This is a genomic window from Kribbella sp., assembly GCF_035655035.1.
GTDB lineage: Bacteria > Actinomycetota > Actinomycetes > Propionibacteriales > Kribbellaceae > Kribbella.
Window position 1 is genome coordinate 1 of record NZ_DASRVN010000222.1, and the last position, 16172, is coordinate 16172.

A 16172-nucleotide genomic window follows, 5' to 3' on the forward strand; every position below is an offset into this window, starting at 1 on the left:
GCTCCAGCGCGTGCACCAGACCGAACTGCGACAACGGGTCGAGCGCCTGCACCCAGACCGGAATCGTCATCCCTTGTCCCCTCACCGCGCGCCGAGTGATGCCCACACTCACCCTGATGCCCGATGAGGCACGTTGGTTACGAATCCAGCGTGGTCAGTGCCCGCAGCGCCAGCCGGTAGGAGTCGAGGCCGAAGCCGGCGATGGTCCCGGTCGCCACCCCGGCGACGACGCTGGTGTGCCGGAACTCCTCCCGGGTGGCCGGGTTCGTCAGGTGGATCTCGATCAGCGGCGCGGTGCGCTGCGCGATCGCGTCCCGGAGCGCGTACGAGTAGTGGGTGAAGGCGGCCGGGTTCAGCACGACCGGAGTCCGGTCGTCGGCGGCCTCGTGCAGCCAGCCGACCAGCTCCGCCTCGTCGTCGGTCTGCCGGACGTCGACCTCGAGGCCGAGCTCCGCGCCGGTCTTCTCGCAGACCCCGGTCAGCTCGGCGAACGTCGTCGTCCCGTACTTCTCCGGCTCCCGCGACCCCAACCGCCCGAGGTTCGGCCCGTTCAGTACCAGCACTCGCTTACTCACGCAGTCACCCTAGCCGGTCGAACACCCGCTCGACCGCTCAACTCCAGGAACGCCCGCGCCGCCCCTGCGGGTGACGATGACCCGGCCTGACACACTACGCCACGGAATCACCCAGGGTCGTCCGAGGCTCGCGGCGATTTCGGCGGGCTAGCTGATTTCGCTGTAGGCGGCGATCAGGAGGCTTGGGTCGGGGGCTTCCAGGATGGTGGGTTTGGCGAGGGCGTCGAGGATCACGAAGCGGAGGCGGTCGGCGCGGGTTTTCTTGTCGAGCTTCATCGCGTCCTGGAGGTGCGGCCAGGCGTCCGCGCGGTAGCTGACCGGGAGGCCGAGGGATTCGAGCACGGCGCGGTGGCGGTCGGCGGTCGCGTCGTCCAGGCGGCCGGCGGCGCGGGCCAGTTCGGCGACGAACACCATGCCGATGCTGATCGCGGCGCCGTGCCGCCACTTGTACCGCTCGACGCGTTCGATCGCGTGGCCGAGGGTGTGGCCGTAGTTCAGCGCCTCACGGCCGATCCGGCCGCCCGCGGTCGTGGTCCGCTCGCGCAGGTCGGCGCCGACGGTGTCGGCCTTCACCTGGATCGAGCGGGCGATCAGCTCCGCGGTCGCGTCGTACGACGGGCTGGTGACCGCGGCCGGGTCCTTCTCGACCAGGTCGAGGATCACCGGGTCGGCGATGAAGCCGCACTTCACCACCTCGGCGAGGCCGCTGACGTAGTCGTTCTTCGGCAGCGTGTCGAGGGCGGCCAGGTCGCACAGCACGCCGGCCGGCTCCCAGAACGCGCCGACCAGGTTCTTGCCCTCGGCGGTGTTGATGCCGGTCTTGCCGCCGACGGCCGCGTCGACCATGCCGAGCAGGGTCGTGGGGATGTGCACGACCTTCACACCACGCAGCCAGGTCGCCGCGACGAACCCGGCCAGGTCGGTGGTGGTCCCGCCGCCGACGCTGACGATCGCGTCCGACCGGGTGAACCCGGCCTGCCCGAGCACTGCCCAGCAGTACGCGAGCACCTCCGCGCTCTTCGCCTCCTCGGCATCCGGAATCTCGATCGCATGCGCGGTGAACCCCGAGGCCGTCAGATCATCCCGGATCGCGTCCCCGGTCTCCCGCAACGCCCGCGGATGAATGACGGCAACCCGCTGCACCCCTTCGCCCAGCAACCCCGGCAACTCCCCCAGCAGATTGTTGCCGATGACAACGTCGTACGGCGCCGCCGCCGCGACGCGGATCCGCGTCGGCGCATCGGTCATGCGAGGTGCTCCTGGATTTCGTCGGCGATCTGGGCGGGGGTCTTGCTGTCGGTGAGGACGGTGAGTTTGGCCACCTCGGTGTACAGGGGGCGGCGGGCTTCCATCAGGTTGCGGAGCTGGGTGCGGACGTTGCCGAGAAGGAGGGGGCGGGCGACGCTGAGGCCTACCCGTTTCGTCGCCTCGCCGAGGCTGACGTCCAGGAAGACGACTGTGTGGCCGGCCAGGTCGGTGCGGGTGGCGGGGTCGAGGATGGCGCCGCCGCCCAGCGACAGCACCTCGCCGGTGGTTTGCAGGGCGGCGACGATCGCGGCGCGTTCGAGGGTGCGGAAGTGCGGTTCGCCCTCGTCGACGAAGATGTCCGAGATCGGCTTCCCGGCGGTTGCCTCGATGTCGGCGTCGGTGTCCCGGTGCGGCACGCCGAGCCGTTCGGACAGCAGCGCGGCGATCGTCGACTTCCCGGAGCCGGGCGGGCCGACCAGGACGACGACCGGGCTCACTCCCACTCCCGCGGGGTGATCGTCCGCGGCAGGTTCGCCAGGTAGGACCGGTGGTTGCGCGCGGTCTCCCCCACCGAGTCGCCGCCGAACTTCTCCAGCGACACCTCGGCCAGCACCAGCGCGACCATCGCCTCGGCGACGATCCCGGCGGCCGGTACGGCGCAGACGTCCGAGCGCTGGTGGTGCGCGGACGCGGCCTCGCCGGTCGCGGTGTCGATCGTGCGGAGCGCCCGCGGCACGGTCGCGATCGGCTTCATCGCGGCCCGCACCCGCAGCGTCTCACCGGTGCTCATGCCGCCCTCGGTGCCACCCGAGCGGCCGCTGGTACGGCGTACCTCACCGTCCTCGGGGACGATCTCGTCGTGCGCCTTGGAACCCGGCGTCCGGGCCAGCTCGAAGCCGTCGCCGAGCTCGACGCCCTTGATCGCCTGGATGCCCATCAGCGCACCGGCCAGCTTGGAGTCCAGTCGGCGGTCCCAGTGCACGTAGCTGCCGAGGCCCGGCGGCAGACCGTCGACGACCACCTCGACGACGCCGCCGAGCGTGTCGCCGGCCTTCTGCGCGGCGTCGATCTCGGCCACCATCTGCTTGCTCGCGTCCGGGTCCAGGCAGCGCACCGGGTCCGCGTCCAGGCGGGCGACATCGCCGTACGCCGGGATCACGCCGTACGGCGCCTTGACCGTGCCGAGCTCGACCACGTGGCTGACGATCGTCACGCCGTACGCCTGCCGGAGGAACCGGGCCGCGACCTCGCCGAGCGCGACCCGGGCCGCGGTCTCCCGGGCGCTGGCGCGCTCGAGCACCGGGCGGGCCTCGTCGAACCCGTACTTCTGCATGCCGGCCAGGTCGGCGTGCCCGGGCCGCGGGCGGGTCAGCGGGGCGTTCCGCGCGAGGCCGGCCAGCGTCTCGCTGTCCACCGGGTCGGCACTCATCACCTGCTCCCACTTGGGCCACTCGGTGTTGCCGACCTGGATCGCGACCGGGCTGCCGAGCGTGAGCCCGTGCCGGAACCCGCCGAGGAACGTCACCTCGTCCCGCTCGAACTTCATCCGGGCGCCTCGGCCGTAGCCGAGCCGACGACGAGCCAGGGCGTCGGCCACGTTGTCCGTGGTGACCTCAACGCCTGCGGGAAGACCTTCGAGTACGGCGACGAGCGCTTGTCCGTGCGACTCGCCGGCGGTGAGCCAGCGCAGCATGCCCGGATTCTTTCACGCGGCGTGCAGAGGGATGGACACCGGTCTCAGCCAAAGGGATTGAGCAGCCGAACACCGGTACATTCGACATGAGCGGTGTTGCGGGTAACGAACGTCCAGTCGTGGACCAGTGCGGTCGCGGCCATCAGCCCATCGACCACCGGCAGCGGAGTCCGAGCGCTGAACCGGCCCCAGGCTTCGGCGACCTCCTGGGTCACCGGGACGATGCGGTCGGAGAAGCCATGAACAAGTCGCCGGCACCAGTCGTCGAGCGCCGCGGCCTGCTGCGGATCCCGGCCCGCCAGCCGCTCGATCCCTTTCGTCAGCTCACCGACGACCAGGGCACTCACATACATCTGGCTCGACCGAATCGATGTGAACCACTTGACGGTGCCTGCGTCAGGGGCCTTCTTTCGGAATTCCGACACGATATTGGTGTCCAGCAGATAGCTCACTCGAAGTCCACCGGCCGCTCCGGATCGATCGGACGCTCGATCTCGAGCATGCTCATGTCCGGCGCAGACATCAGAAAGCTCTTGAAGTCCTCCACCACTTCCACCCCCACCATCCGTCGGTAGTCCACGATGTCCAGCACGACCGCGACCTGCCGCCCGTGCTTCGTCACGAACTGCGGGCCGTCGGTCTGCACCGCACGGATGAGTTCACTGAACCGCTGCTTGGCTTCCTGCAGTTGCCACTCATCCGGAGGATCTGTCATGGTCATGAGAACAGTCTAGACAGACTAGACAGAATTGCCAAATCAGTGGCAGGTGCTGGTGTCTTCGGTCGAGCCGGTGCGGACGGCGAGGACGGCATTGAAGGTCTTGACGATCGGCGATGCCTTGCAGGAGGTGGTGGCGCTGGCTGCCTGACCGCCGGCGATCGCGGCGCCGGTGAGAGCTGTCGTGGCGAGTGCCGCCACGGCCAGGCGCCCGGCGGTACGACGGAATGCGGGGGTCATCGTGTGCTCCTCGGACGATCGGTTGCTTATAACAACGACCGTAGAAGCAGAAGGCGCCGCGCGAACTGGCCCCAGATCCCGTCTTGGAGGTAGCGCTGGCACCACCATCGGTAGGGTCCTGCCATGACGCGGCAGGGTGAGGAGACGTGGCGGGCACGGGTGCGGGGGTGTCTGCTGGGTGGGGCGATCGGGGACGCGCTCGGTGGGCCGGTGGAGTTTCAGGACGGGCGGTCGATCGTCGCGCAGTACCCGGACGGGGTGCGGAGTTTCGTGGACGGTGGTGCGGGCTGGCCGCCGGGGACGGTCACCGACGACACGCAGATGACGCTGTTCACGGTCGAGGGGCTGATCCGGGCGAGCGTGCGGACCGACCGCGGGCTCGGCTTCACGGTGGGCGTCGTACACGGCTCGTACGACCGATGGCTGGACACCCAGACGCTACCGGGGCCGACTGCCGGGCGTACCGGCTGGCTGCAGGGTGAGCAGTGGCTGTACGCGCGCCGCGCACCGGGTAACACCTGCCTGACCGCGCTGACCGAGGCGCGCAAGGGCGGCCCGCACATCCCGCAGTACGGCGGCCAGGCGGTGAACAACTCCAAGGGGTGCGGCGGCGTGATGCGGGTCGCGCCGTTCGGGCTGCTGCCGGCCGTGTTCCCGATCGAGTGGGTATTCGACAAGGCCGCGGAGGCCGCGGGGTACACACACGGTCACCCGACCGGCAAGCTCGCCTCCGGCACGCTGGCCGCGATCGTCCGCGCGCTCTGCGACGGCGCCGCCCTCGATGACGCGATCACCCGCGGCACCAGCCTGCTGACACAGCACGAGGGCCACGAGGAGACCAGCGCGGCGCTGAAACTCGCCCGGCACCTGGCCGCCACCGCGCCGGCCGGACCGGTCACCGTGGAGCGCCTCGGCGGCGGCTGGGTCGCGGAGGAGGCGCTCGCGATCGCCGTGTACGCCGCCCTCGCATACCCGGAGCCGGAGCAGTTCCTGGACGCGCTGGCGCTGGCCGTCACGCACTCCGGCGACAGCGACTCCACCGGCGCGATCTGCGGAAACATCCTCGGCGCCCTGCACGGCGAGACGGCTCTCCCCGCGGAGCTCGTCTTCACCGTCGAGGGCCGTTCGACGATCCTGCAGCTCGCCGACGACTTCGCGCTGGAGTTCACCCAGCGCGATCGGCTGCACGGCGACTACGGGCCGTTCACCGCCTGGACCAGCCGTTATCCAGGGGGCTGAATCGAGAGCTTGTGGTGGAACACGTTCCGCGGGTCCCACTTCGCCTTGACCTGCTGCAGCCGCGGGTAGTTGCCGAGGTAGTAGAGGTCGTGCCACGGTACGCCGGACTTGTTGTACGCCGGATCCGCCAGGTCGGCGTCCGGGTAGTTGATGTACGACCCGGCGCTGACCGCGTTCGGCACCGGCGCGCCGCCCGTGTCGCGGTAGATGTCGGCGTACACCTTGCGCGCCCAGCCGAGGTGCAGGTCGTCCTGCTTCGGGTCCTCCCAGGCGGCGGCCAGCACCATCTTGCCCATCACGTCCCGCTGCGCGGCGGCGGTGGCGTTCGACGGCACGGTGTTCACCTTGCCGCCGTACGGGACGAGCAGGATCGACGACGCCAGGCCCTTGTACGCGTCGTCGGTGAGCCCGCGGTACATCGCGTCGATCTGCGCGTCGGTGTAGCCCTTCCTGAGGTACCCGGCCTTGTACTTCCCGCGGCCCGGGGTCGGGGTCTCGCCGATCGAGCGGCCCATCGTGAGGTGCAGGAACGGCCCGGAGTCGACGGGCAGCTTCTGCGGCTGCGCCTGCACGCCGGCCGTCATCGCGTCGTTGAAGTCCGCGAGCAGTTTCTGCGCGTCCGGCACGCCGGCGTCGATCTGGGTGGAGAGCAGGAACTGCGTCGCGCTCCGGTGCGTGAGGATGAACGGCGCGTAGAGCGTGGCGTACGGCGAGTCCGGGGTGTTGTGCTGCTCGAAGAAGTCGAACCAGTTCCGCACGGTGCGACGGAAGTCCTGCTGCGTGGTCTTGCTCCAGTCGTACAGCATGATGCTGGACAGCAGCGCACCCGGTGCCTTGGGCAACGATTCCTCCGGGGTCCGGCCGGTCGAGCCGTTGCTGCGCATCAGGTAACGGACCACGACGCCGAAGTTCCCGCCGCCGCCACCGGTGTGCGCCCACCACAGGTCGCGGTGCTCGTTGTCCCGGGTCGCGACCACCGAACGCGCCCGGCCGCGGGCGTCCACGACCACGATCTCCACGCCGTACAAGTGATCGACGACCGAGCCGTACTTGCGCGACAGCGGGCCGTACCCGCCGCCGGCGAAGTGACCGCCGACGCCGACACCCAGGCAGCCGCCGCCCGGCACGGTCACACCCCAGCCGAAGAACAGCTCCTTGTAGACGTTCTCGAGGATCGCCCCGGAGCCGATCGAGAACGCCCGGTACTGCGGGTCCCAGCTGATCTTCGTGTTCGCCGACATGTCCAGCACGACCTCGATGTCGCTGCTGTCCACGAAGTCCTCGAAGCAGTGCCCGCCGCCGCGCACCGCGATCCGCTTGCCCCCGCGGACCGCGTCCTGCACCGCCGCGACGGCGTCCTGCGGCGACTGGATCACCCGGAGGTAGTCGGGTGAGCCGACGAAGCGCCGGTTCTGCCCGCGGGTGACGAGGTCCTGGTACCGCGCGTCGTCCGGGCCGATCCTGCTACCGATGCTGGCGGCCACCGGCGCGGCGGACGCCGTACCGGGGATCGCGAGCGCTGCACCTGCGACTGCCGTTCCGGCCAACAGGCCACGACGACTGACTGGCATAGAAACCCCTCCCGAGAGTTCACCAAGTACGACAAGACGCTGTGGGGCGTCGAGATCGCTGAAGTACCTCGACCCTAGGAAAGGCGACCGCGTCCGCACATCAACCATCTGGTGGAGTGCGGGACTCCACTATCCGGCGTACAACCGCTCCAACGGCATCCCGAGCAGGACGCCGCCGAGCGCTCCGACCAGCATGAACGGCCCGAACGGGACCATCTGCTTGCGGGTCATCACCCGCCCGACGATCAAGGCGATCCCGACGACCGCGCCGAGGAAGAACCCGCCGTACAGCCCGGACACGAACTGTCCCCAGCCTAGCCACCCGAGCGCCAGCCCGAGCAGCCCCGACAGCCGTACGTCGCCGAACCCGACGCCCCGCGGGAACGCGAACCACAGCACGTAGAACACCCCGAACCCGATCACTCCCGCGATCGCCGCCCGCCGCAACGAGCCCCACTCCCCCGTGGCCAGTGCCGCGCCCAGCAGCCCCACAGCGACCACCAGGTACGTCGGCCAGATGATGACCGACGGCAGGTACCGCGTACGCGCGTCGATGTACCCGAGCACCGCACCAGCAACAGCCAGCACCAGCCACGCGGGTAGTACCGCGTCCAGGCCGAGCAGCCAGCCCAGCAACGCACCCGCGCCCGCAGCCAGGCCTCCGCACCAGTACGCCGCTCTCCTGCCCGCCAGCGACGCGTACGACGTCTTGGTCTCGCCCTCGTCCAGTACCGGCTCCGGGATGCGCCGCATCAGCCAGGGACCGAGTACGTACGCCGTTGGACCGCAGACGACAGCACCGATCCCGGCAGCGAGCAACGCGTTCTCGGCCGGCACGATCGAGCAGCCTAGCGTCCGGCTGCCGAGCGTTTCACCAGTACCCGCGCGAGAACCACCGCGCCACCGGCCAGCAGCAGTACGCCGACGACGAGTATCAGGAGCGTGCTGAGCAGGCCGTCGTTCTCGGTGACGTACACGACCCGCTGATACGGGTCGTCGTTCGCGGCCGGTGCGAACGTGAAGTCGTCGGTGATCTTGCTCGGGTCCCCGTACGACGCCGTGTACGCGGTCAGGTAGTCCGCCGGCTTCGGCAACGCCTGATCGTCGACCCGCCCCGCGAACAGCAGCTGCGGCTTCACCCCGTCGTACGGCGTCTTGCTCGCGTCGACGCGGTGGTCCGCCACGACGTACACGGTCACGGTCTGCGCCGTGGTCGCGCCCTTGCTCAGCCGCATCGGGTAGACGATCCGCTCCGACGCGAACGTCAGCCGGAGCGGCGGCGTCGCGCCGTACAGGCTCTCGCCGTCCTTCTTCGGCGCCAGCTTGACCGCGACGATCTCCCACTTCCCGGTCAGGTACGGCGTCAGGTTCGCGGCCAGGGTGGCGGGGACGACGTACCCGTTCCTGCCCAGCCAGTCCGTGACCGCGGTGCCGCTCGATCCGGTGAGCCGGGTCACCGCGAACGGGCCGAGGACCATCTGCTGCTGGACGTTCACGCCGGAGCCGGGCGCGGCGGCCGCGGTCCGGCCGCGGGAGCCGCCCACGATGCCGAGGTCGCGAAACGGCCAGTAGGTCTTCTTCACCACCCGCTTCGGCTGCGTCATCCGGTCGAGCCGCCAGAACAGGTCGCTGTCGCCCAGCTCGACCTTCGCCGCGGACGGCACCGGCATGATCCACGCGGCCTTCTTCGACGCGCCACGGACCGCCATCGACAGCGTGATCTGCTCGGTGCCGCCGGTGTGCTGGACCAGCGCGGTCTCGCCGTACGCCCGTGCCTGCGACTGCGCGTCCGGCAGGTAGCCGCCACAGGCACACGCCCACGCGGGCGTCACTCCAGCCGCGACGAACCCGACCGCAAGCACCCCCGCAACCACCCGCCAAAGCTTCACGGGCGAAACACTAGCTAGGCAAGGGTGTAGGGCGTGTGGAAGAAGTTGGTCGGGTCGTACTTCTTCTTCGTGGCCTGCAGCTTCGCGGCGTTGGCGCCGTAGTACGCGCTGACCGGGCGCCCGGCCTCGAGGTAGTTCACGTAGGCGCCCGCCGAGTACGGGCGGACCGCGCGGTGACCGTTCGCGATGAATGTCTTCGCGGCGCTGTTCTGCGACGACGAGTACCACTGCACCGTGCCGAGCGCGCTCCGCCACGGCCACGAGGACCCACCGGCCGGTTGCTTGGCGGCCTGCCCGCCGAGCGGGTCGAGGATCGCGGACGCCGGCGTCCCGGCCCGCGCCGCCGCCTTCACCGCACCGAGCAACGCGGTGATCGTCGCCGCGTTCATCGGGCCCTTGAGTACGTCGGAACCGGCCAGGAAGCCCTGCCGCGGACTCGTCGTCCCGCCGCCGAGGTACTTGACCGCCTCCAGATGCGACTTGACCGAGATCGTCCGCGCCGACGCCTTCGCACCGACGAACGACTCGAGCTGCGCGGCCGCCGCGTTCGCGTTGCCGGTGGTGGACACACCGAGCACGTGGATCGACAGCGTCCCGTTGCTCTTGGCATCGATGTGCAGGTTGCCCCAGGACGTGGCCGGCGCGGTCTGCGCGAACTTCTGCCAGCCGCGGACCACCGCCGCCGCCTGCGACTCCGGCCAGGTCAGCCGGAAGAACCCGAGCTTGGTCGCGGGGATCGTCTCGAACCGGAACGACGTGACCACGCCGAGGTTGCCGCCGCCGCTCCCCCGCAGCGCCCAGAACAGGTCCGGGTCGGACGCGGCGCTGACGTTGTGCGACCTGCCGTCCGCGGTGAACACGCCCATCGACAGGACCCGGTCGCAGGTCAGCCCGTACGTCCGGGTGTGGATCCCCATCCCGCCGCCGAGGGTCAGCCCGGCGACACCGACGGTCGGGCAGGTCCCGGTCGGCAGCGAACGCCCGTACCGGTCGAGGAACGCGTGCACGTCGTACAGCCGCGCGCCGGCGCCGACGGTCAGCACGCCGTTCGCGTAACTCATGCTCTTCAGGCCGCCGACGTCGACCTGCATGCCGTTCGCGATCGTGGAGGCGCCGACGTACGAGTGGCCGCCGCTCTTCGGCACCAGGACGAGCTTGTTGGCGCGGGCGAACAGGATCGCCTTCTGTACGTCGGCCGTGGTCGCGGCCTTCACGACGGCGGCCGGGCGGACGCTGTCCCAGCGCGGGTTGAACAGCTGGTGCGCCGCCGCGTACCCGGACGAGGCCGGGAGGTACAGGCGGCCCTTGAGGGAGCGGGCGAAGGAGTTCCAGTTCGGCGCGGCGGTGACGGCCGGGTCCGACGAGATCGGCGTGCTGCTCGGTGCCGTGGCCGGGACACTCGTACTGGCCGGCGTCGTGCTCGACGGGACAGTGCTCGACGGGACGGTGCTCGACGACGCCGTCCGCGACACAGTGGGCGTGGCCGTGGCGCTGGGCGTCTGCGACGGGCTCGGCGTACCGCCCGCGTCTTTCTTCGCATTGCCGCAGCCGGCCAGTGTGACGGCGGCGCCGGCCATCAGAACGGTACGACGGTCAAGCAGGCTCACGATCCCCCAGCTCCTCACGGGCAGCAGCTCTCATGGCCGCCAGAGGAGCCGGCGACCTACCCGTCATCATCTCCACCTGGAGGGTCGCCTGATGCACGAGCAGGTCAAGTCCGTTCAACAGCTCTGTACCGATCCGGTGCGCCGCGATCGCGAGCTTGGTCGGCCAGGGGTGGTACGCGACGTCGAAAACCACCGGCGCGACCGACGCGAAGTGCTCCGCCCACGGGTCCACCGCGCCGCCCGGCAGCGTCGACACGCACAGGTCGAAGCCGCCGATCTGCTCCACCTGCGAGAAGTCCGCGACCGACGTACGGAGTCCCAACTCCGCTGCCAGGTCCCGCAGCCGCTCGGCCTTGGCGACGTCCCGCACCACGACCGTGACCTCGCTGACCTGCATCCCGCGCAACGCCGCCAGCGTCGAGGCCGCGGTCGCTCCCCCGCCCAGGACGACGGCGGACTCGGCCGCGGTAATGCCCTGCTCGGCGAACGCGTTCACCAGCCCCGGTACGTCGGTGTTGTGGACGGACCGGGATCCGTCCGGCTCGAACAGCATCGTGTTCGCCGCGCCGATCAGCTCCGCGACCGGGTCGACGGTGTCCGCGATGTCGATCGCGACCCGCTTCAACGGCATCGTGAGTGACAGCCCACGCACGTCCGGACCGAGCGACGCCACGAAGCCCGGCAGTTCGTCCTCCGCGACCTCGAACGCGTCGTACGTCCAGTCCAGGCCGAGCGCGGCGTACGCGGCCCGGTGCATCGCCGGCGACAACGAGTGCGCGATCGGCGAACCGAGCACGGCGCACCGGGTCATCAGCACCGGCCCTTGTGGGCCTGGCACCAGGTCTGGAGCTTCTTCACGTTCGCCTGGTGCTCGGCGGCGGTGCTCGCGAAGGCGGTCTCACCGGTGTCGAGGTTGACCAGCGTGAAGTACAGCCACGAGCCCTGCGCCGGGTTGATCGCCGCGCTCAGCTCGTCCCGGGTCGGCGAGTTGATCGGCGACGGCGGCAGGCCCTTGTACAGATAGGTGTTGTACGGCGACTTGGTCTGGCGCTGCGCGGGCGTGGTGTACACGCCGCCGTTCTTGCCGACCACGTAGTGGATCGTCGAGTCCATCTGCAGCTTCATCCCGCGGGCCAGCCGGTTGTAGATCACCCGCGCGACCTTCGCGTAGTCCTGCTGGCGGTTCGTCTCGGCGCCGATGATGCTGGCCACGATCACCGCCTGGTACGGGTCGAGGCCCTTGCGGCTCGCGGACTTCTCCAGGTTCAGCGAGGCGGCTGTCTTCGCGTAGTTCGCGGTCATCAGCTTGAGCATCGTGTACGCCGTGGCATTCTTCGGGATGTCGTACGTCCCCGGGAACAGGAAGCCCTCGGCGTTGGCGTGCGCGTACGCCGGCAGGCCGAGCATCGCCGGCTTGCCGAGCGCGGTCGCGGCCGCACCGGCGGGCAGCTTCATCTTCGAGCCCTGCAGAATCATCGCGACCTCGGCCTTGGTCTTCCCGGCCGGGATGCTGATCCGGGTCACGAGCACCGAGAGCTGCGTGTTCAGCATCAGGTCGAGCGCGGCCTTCGCGGACATGTGCTTGTGCAGCGTGTACGTCGCGGCCTGCAGTTGCAGCGAGCGCGGGTCGTCGCGGGCCACCCGCTCGAAGGCGCGGGCGCTCTTCACGACCTCCTTCTTCTCCAGGGTGTCCGCGATCGACGAGACGCTCTGGCCGTTGGTGATCTCGACGACCACGGTGCCGCTCCCCTGGCCCTGGTAGTCCGGCGCGGAGAAGAGGTTCGCCAGCGCGTCCTTGCCCTTGCCGAAGCCGACCACCGCACCGGCCACGATCGCACCGACGACCAGCAGCGACACCAGACCGGCGAAGCAGCCGAACGCGCGCCGGCCACGGGCCCGGCGCCGGTTCGCACGGCGCTCGACGCGGCTCTCCGCCCGCAGGCCGAGGCCGCTGCCGAGATCCCCGGTCTGCTCCTCGCCCTCGTTGAGATCTTCGTCCACCGATGGTCCGTTCACAGGGGCCTCCCGGGTGGGTTGCCGGTCTCGCGCTCGATGTCGAGCGCGTGCTGGAGAATGACGACCGCCGCGGCCTGGTCGACCACGGCCCGTCTCTTGCTGCCCTTCTTTCCCCGTTCCCGCAACATCCGTTCGGCGGTGACGGTGGTGAACCGCTCGTCCACCAGCCGCACCGTCGTCCCCGCGTTCGTCTCGCGCACCTTGTCCCGCACCTGCTCCGCCGTCTCCCGGATCTTCACCGCGGCCGGCCCCTCGCCCCCGGACAGGGAACGCGGCAGCCCGACCACGATCTCGAACGCCTCCAGTTCGGCGGCGAGTTCCGCGATCCTACCCAGATCGCCCGGTCCGCGCCGTACGGTCTCCACAGGCGTCGCCAGGATCCCGTGCGGATCGCTGCTCGCGACGCCGATCCGGGCGTCCCCGATGTCCAGCGCGATCCGCACTCCGCGTCTCATCAGCGGTACCTCATGGGGGTTAGCCCGTGACCTGGTGACCGATGGCGTGCTCGACGGCGCTCAGTGCGTCGTCGGCACCGGCCGCGTCCGTGCCGCCACCCTGCGCGACGTCGTCCTTGCCGCCGCCCCGGCCGCCGAGCTTCTCGGCCGCGATCCGGACCAGGTCGCCGGCCTTCAGCCGCCACTCGCGGGCGGTGTCGTTGAGCGCGACCACCACACCGGGCTTCCCGTCGTTCACACTCAGCATCGCGACCACGACCGGCTTGTCGTTCGCCATCCGGCCGCGGACGTCCAGGGCCAGCTTGCGCAGGTCCCCGCCGTTCACGCCGTCCGGCGCCCGGTGGCCGACGTACTGCACGCCGAAGACGTCCTTCGGGTTGCTCGCCAGCTCGCCGGCGGCCGCCAGCACCTGCGCGGCACGCACCCGCTCGAGCTCCTTCTCGGCGGCCCGCAGCCGCTCCGACAGGTCCGCGACCTTGGCCGGCAGCTCCTCCGGGCGGGTCTTCAGGTTCTCGCTGAGCAGCCGGACCAGCGCTCGCTCCTTGCCCAGGTAGTGCAGGGCCTCCATGCCGACGAACGCCTCGATCCGGCGCACCCCGGCGCCGACCGAGGACTCGCCGGTGACGGTCAGCGCGCCGACCTGCGACGAGTGCTTCACGTGCGTACCACCGCAGAGCTCGCGGGACCACGGGCCGCCGATCTCGACCACCCGCACCTGCTCGTCGTACGTCTCACCGAACAGTGCCAGCGCGCCCCAGTCGCGGGCCTCCGGCAACGTCATGTACTGCGCGGACACCGGCAGGTCCTTGCGGACCGCGAGGTTCGCGACCTCCTCGATCTCCGACCGGGTGGCCGGGTCGAGCGCCGACGACCAGGCGAAGTCGAGCCGCAGGTAGCCGGGCTTGTTGTACGAACCGCTCTGCAGCGCGTTCGGGCCGAGCACCTGGCGGAGCGCCGCGTGCACGACGTGCGTACCGGAGTGCGCCTGGCAGGCCGAGATCCGCCAGTCGTGGTCGACCTCGGCGTGGACGTCGGTGCCGGGACGCAGGACGCCCTCGAGGATCTCGACGCGGTGCACGATCAGGCCCTTGACCGGCCGCTGCACGTCCAGCACGTTCAGCCTCAGGCCGTCGCCGAGGATCAGCCCCTCGTCCGCGATCTGGCCGCCGGACTCGGCGTAGAACGGGGTCTTCTCCAGCACCACCTCGACTGTTTCGCCCTGCTCGGCGAACTGGGCCACCTGGCCGTCGCGGAGCAGGCCGCGGACCTGCGAGTCCGTCGACAGCTCCTGGTACCCGGTGAACTCGGTGACGCCCTTCTCGCGGAGCTCCCGGTAGCCCGAGGTGTCCGCGTGGCCCGCCTTCTTGGCGCGCGCGTCGGCCTTGGCCCGCTCACGCTGCTCCTTCATCAGGCTCTTGAAGCCCTCGGTGTCCACCTGCAGGCCCTGCTCGGCGGCCATCTCGACGGTCAGGTCGATCGGGAAGCCGTACGTGTCGTGCAGCTGGAACGCCTTCGAGCCCTCCAGCTGGTGCGCGCCGCCGGCCTTGGTCTCCTTGACCGCGACGTCGAAGATCGTCGTACCGGCGGTCAGCGTCCGGCGGAACGCCTCCTCCTCGGCGTACGCGATCTGGCTGATCCGGCCGAAGTCGGTGACCAGCTCGGGGTACGACTTCTTCATCTGCTCCAGGCTCACCGGGAGCAGCTCCACCAGGCTGGGGTCCTCGTACCCGAGCAGGCGCATCGAACGGATCGCCCGCCGCAGCAGCCGGCGCAGCACGTACCCGCCCTGCTCGTTGCCCGGCGTGACACCGTCGCCGATCAGCATCAGCGCGCTGCGCACGTGGTCCGCGATCACCCGGAACCGGACGTCGTCGACCTGCTCGGCGCCGTACTTGCGGCCGCTCAGCTCGGAAGCCTTCTCGATCACCGGGTAGATCTCGTCGATCTCGTACATGTTGTCGACGCCCTGCAGCAGGTACGCGACCCGCTCCAGGCCGAGACCGGTGTCGATGTTCTTCTTCGGCAGCTCGCCGAGGATCGGGTAGCCCTCCTTGCCGCCGCCCTCACCGCGGACGTTCTGCATGAAGACCAGGTTCCAGAACTCCAGGTAGCGGTCGCCCGCCTCCCAGTCCCGGTCCGCGCCGAACTCCGGGCCGCGGTCGATCAGGATCTCCGAACACGGGCCGCACGGACCCGGGATGCCCATCGACCAGAAGTTGTCCTTCATGCCGAGCCGGACGATCCGGTCGTCGGGCAGCCCCGCGACCCGCTTCCAGAGGTCGATCGCCTCGTCGTCCTCGTAGTACACCGAGGCGTACAGCACGGACTCGTCGAAGCCGTAGCCGCCCTCGTTCTGGGGCTTGGTGACCAGATCCCAGGCGTACTCGATGGCCTTCTCCTTGAAGTAGTCACCGAAGGAGAAGTTGCCGTTCATCTGGAAGAACGTGCCGTGGCGGGAGGTCTTGCCGACCTCCTCGATGTCCTGGGTGCGCACGCACTTCTGCACGCTCGTGGCGCGCGTGAACGGCGGGGTCTCCTGGCCGAGGAAGTACGGCTTGAACGGGACCATGCCGGCGTTGACGAACAGCAGGTTGGGGTCCTCGTGCACGAGGGGAGCACTCGGGACGACGGTGTGGCCGTTGCTCTCGAAGTAGGAGAGCCAGCGGCGGCGGATCTCAGCGGTTTCCATGTGATGTCCTCGAGGGTGGATCGTGGGCTGGTGGGGTCGGGGCGGGGCCGGCGTGCGCCTCAGCAGGGCGCGACCGACCCCCAGCGGGCTCGGCCCGCCACGCTCGCCACCACCGCGCTTTTCGTGTCCATCACGCCGACAACCCTAACCGACCGCGTGACGCGAGTCCCACCACCTTTGCGCCGCCGCGCGCTCCCGGCACCCTCCCGCGCTCTCCCGAGCAGGTATGCCG

16 protein-coding genes are annotated in these 16172 nt (G+C 70.0%); 1 reads left to right on the forward strand and 15 read right to left on the reverse strand.

The features are described 5' to 3' along the window. Window positions 1-137: 137 nt before the first annotated feature. The 7 genes from aroQ to VFF46_RS12740 form a co-directional block, all read right to left on the reverse strand. Window positions 138-575, reverse strand: a complete 438-nt coding sequence (aroQ, locus tag VFF46_RS12710) for a type II 3-dehydroquinate dehydratase (RefSeq protein ID WP_325037296.1) — start codon at window positions 573-575, stop codon at window positions 138-140. Window positions 576-722: 147 nt separating this feature from the next. Then, window positions 723-1823, reverse strand: coding sequence for a 3-dehydroquinate synthase (aroB, locus tag VFF46_RS12715; protein ID WP_325037297.1), 1101 nt, complete (start codon window positions 1821-1823; stop codon window positions 723-725). Then, window positions 1820-2320 (reverse strand): shikimate kinase, encoded by a 501-nt coding sequence (locus VFF46_RS12720; RefSeq protein WP_325037298.1) that lies wholly within the window; start codon window positions 2318-2320, stop codon window positions 1820-1822. Before VFF46_RS12720 ends, aroB begins: the two co-directional genes overlap by 4 nt. Beyond that, window positions 2317-3516 carry a chorismate synthase gene (gene aroC, locus VFF46_RS12725; protein WP_325037299.1) on the reverse strand — a complete coding sequence of 400 codons (1200 nt, stop codon included), beginning with the start codon at window positions 3514-3516 and terminating at the stop codon, window positions 2317-2319. The genes VFF46_RS12720 and aroC overlap by 4 nt, the downstream gene beginning before the upstream one ends. A gap of 44 nt (window positions 3517-3560) precedes the next feature. Continuing rightward, on the reverse strand, window positions 3561-3968 hold the full coding sequence (locus VFF46_RS12730) for a type II toxin-antitoxin system VapC family toxin (protein WP_325037300.1): 408 nt from the start codon (window positions 3966-3968) through the stop codon (window positions 3561-3563). Next, window positions 3965-4237 carry a type II toxin-antitoxin system Phd/YefM family antitoxin gene (locus tag VFF46_RS12735; RefSeq protein WP_325037301.1) on the reverse strand — a complete coding sequence of 91 codons (273 nt, stop codon included), beginning with the start codon at window positions 4235-4237 and terminating at the stop codon, window positions 3965-3967. Before VFF46_RS12735 ends, VFF46_RS12730 begins: the two co-directional genes overlap by 4 nt. A gap of 36 nt (window positions 4238-4273) precedes the next feature. Beyond that, complete coding sequence (locus tag VFF46_RS12740) at window positions 4274-4474, reverse strand: hypothetical protein (RefSeq protein WP_325037302.1); 201 nt, start codon at window positions 4472-4474, stop codon at window positions 4274-4276. A gap of 123 nt (window positions 4475-4597) precedes the next feature. On the opposite strand from VFF46_RS12740, the gene VFF46_RS12745 reads away from it, so the two are divergent. Continuing rightward, on the forward strand, window positions 4598-5713 hold the full coding sequence (locus VFF46_RS12745) for an ADP-ribosylglycohydrolase family protein (protein ID WP_325037303.1): 1116 nt from the start codon (window positions 4598-4600) through the stop codon (window positions 5711-5713). Here the strand turns inward: VFF46_RS12745 and VFF46_RS12750 are convergent. The 8 genes from VFF46_RS12750 to alaS all read right to left on the reverse strand — a co-directional run bounded on the left by VFF46_RS12750 (window position 5698) and on the right by alaS (window position 15940). Further along, window positions 5698-7260, reverse strand: a complete 1563-nt coding sequence (locus VFF46_RS12750) for an FAD-dependent oxidoreductase (RefSeq protein ID WP_325037304.1) — start codon at window positions 7258-7260, stop codon at window positions 5698-5700. The two genes, VFF46_RS12745 and VFF46_RS12750, sit on opposite strands and share 16 nt — an antisense overlap. 153 nt (window positions 7261-7413) lie before the next feature. Then, a complete protein-coding gene (locus tag VFF46_RS12755; protein ID WP_325037305.1) occupies window positions 7414-8121 on the reverse strand; it encodes an A24 family peptidase in 708 nt (235 codons plus the stop codon). Between the two features lie 11 nt (window positions 8122-8132). Continuing rightward, window positions 8133-9173, reverse strand: a complete 1041-nt coding sequence (locus tag VFF46_RS12760; protein WP_325037306.1) for a DUF2330 domain-containing protein — start codon at window positions 9171-9173, stop codon at window positions 8133-8135. A 14-nt stretch (window positions 9174-9187) separates the two neighbouring features. Next, window positions 9188-10780 carry an FAD-dependent oxidoreductase gene (locus VFF46_RS12765; protein WP_325037307.1) on the reverse strand — a complete coding sequence of 531 codons (1593 nt, stop codon included), beginning with the start codon at window positions 10778-10780 and terminating at the stop codon, window positions 9188-9190. Beyond that, entirely contained in the window at window positions 10767-11591 is an 825-nt protein-coding gene (locus tag VFF46_RS12770) for a shikimate dehydrogenase (protein WP_325037308.1), read from the reverse strand. The genes VFF46_RS12765 and VFF46_RS12770 overlap by 14 nt, the downstream gene beginning before the upstream one ends. Continuing rightward, the gene (gene mltG, locus VFF46_RS12775; protein ID WP_325037309.1) at window positions 11591-12781 is read right to left on the reverse strand and encodes an endolytic transglycosylase MltG; all 1191 of its coding nucleotides are present in this window, start codon (window positions 12779-12781) and stop codon (window positions 11591-11593) included. The genes VFF46_RS12770 and mltG overlap by 1 nt, the downstream gene beginning before the upstream one ends. Window positions 12782-12792: 11 nt before the next feature. Further along, a complete protein-coding gene (gene ruvX / locus VFF46_RS12780) occupies window positions 12793-13251 on the reverse strand; it encodes a Holliday junction resolvase RuvX (protein WP_325037310.1) in 459 nt (152 codons plus the stop codon). Window positions 13252-13270: 19 nt separating this feature from the next. Next, window positions 13271-15940, reverse strand: a complete 2670-nt coding sequence (gene alaS / locus VFF46_RS12785; RefSeq protein WP_325037311.1) for an alanine--tRNA ligase — start codon at window positions 15938-15940, stop codon at window positions 13271-13273. Window positions 15941-16172: the final 232 nt, after the last annotated feature.

Excerpts from the sequence above, each read along its gene's own strand:
- ruvX (WP_325037310.1), bottom strand. The coding sequence starts at position 13,251 with ATGAGACGCGGAGTGCGGATCGCGCTGGACATCGGGGACGCCCGGATC.
- VFF46_RS12745 (WP_325037303.1), top strand. The coding sequence starts at position 4,598 with ATGACGCGGCAGGGTGAGGAGACGTGGCGGGCACGGGTGCGGGGGTGT.
- aroC (WP_325037299.1), bottom strand. The coding sequence starts at position 3,516 with ATGCTGCGCTGGCTCACCGCCGGCGAGTCGCACGGACAAGCGCTCGTC.
- VFF46_RS12770 (WP_325037308.1), bottom strand. The coding sequence starts at position 11,591 with ATGACCCGGTGCGCCGTGCTCGGTTCGCCGATCGCGCACTCGTTGTCG.
- VFF46_RS12735 (WP_325037301.1), bottom strand. The coding sequence starts at position 4,237 with ATGACCATGACAGATCCTCCGGATGAGTGGCAACTGCAGGAAGCCAAG.
- VFF46_RS12740 (WP_325037302.1), bottom strand. The coding sequence starts at position 4,474 with ATGACCCCCGCATTCCGTCGTACCGCCGGGCGCCTGGCCGTGGCGGCA.
- alaS (WP_325037311.1), bottom strand. The coding sequence starts at position 15,940 with ATGGAAACCGCTGAGATCCGCCGCCGCTGGCTCTCCTACTTCGAGAGC.
- aroB (WP_325037297.1), bottom strand. The coding sequence starts at position 1,823 with ATGACCGATGCGCCGACGCGGATCCGCGTCGCGGCGGCGGCGCCGTAC.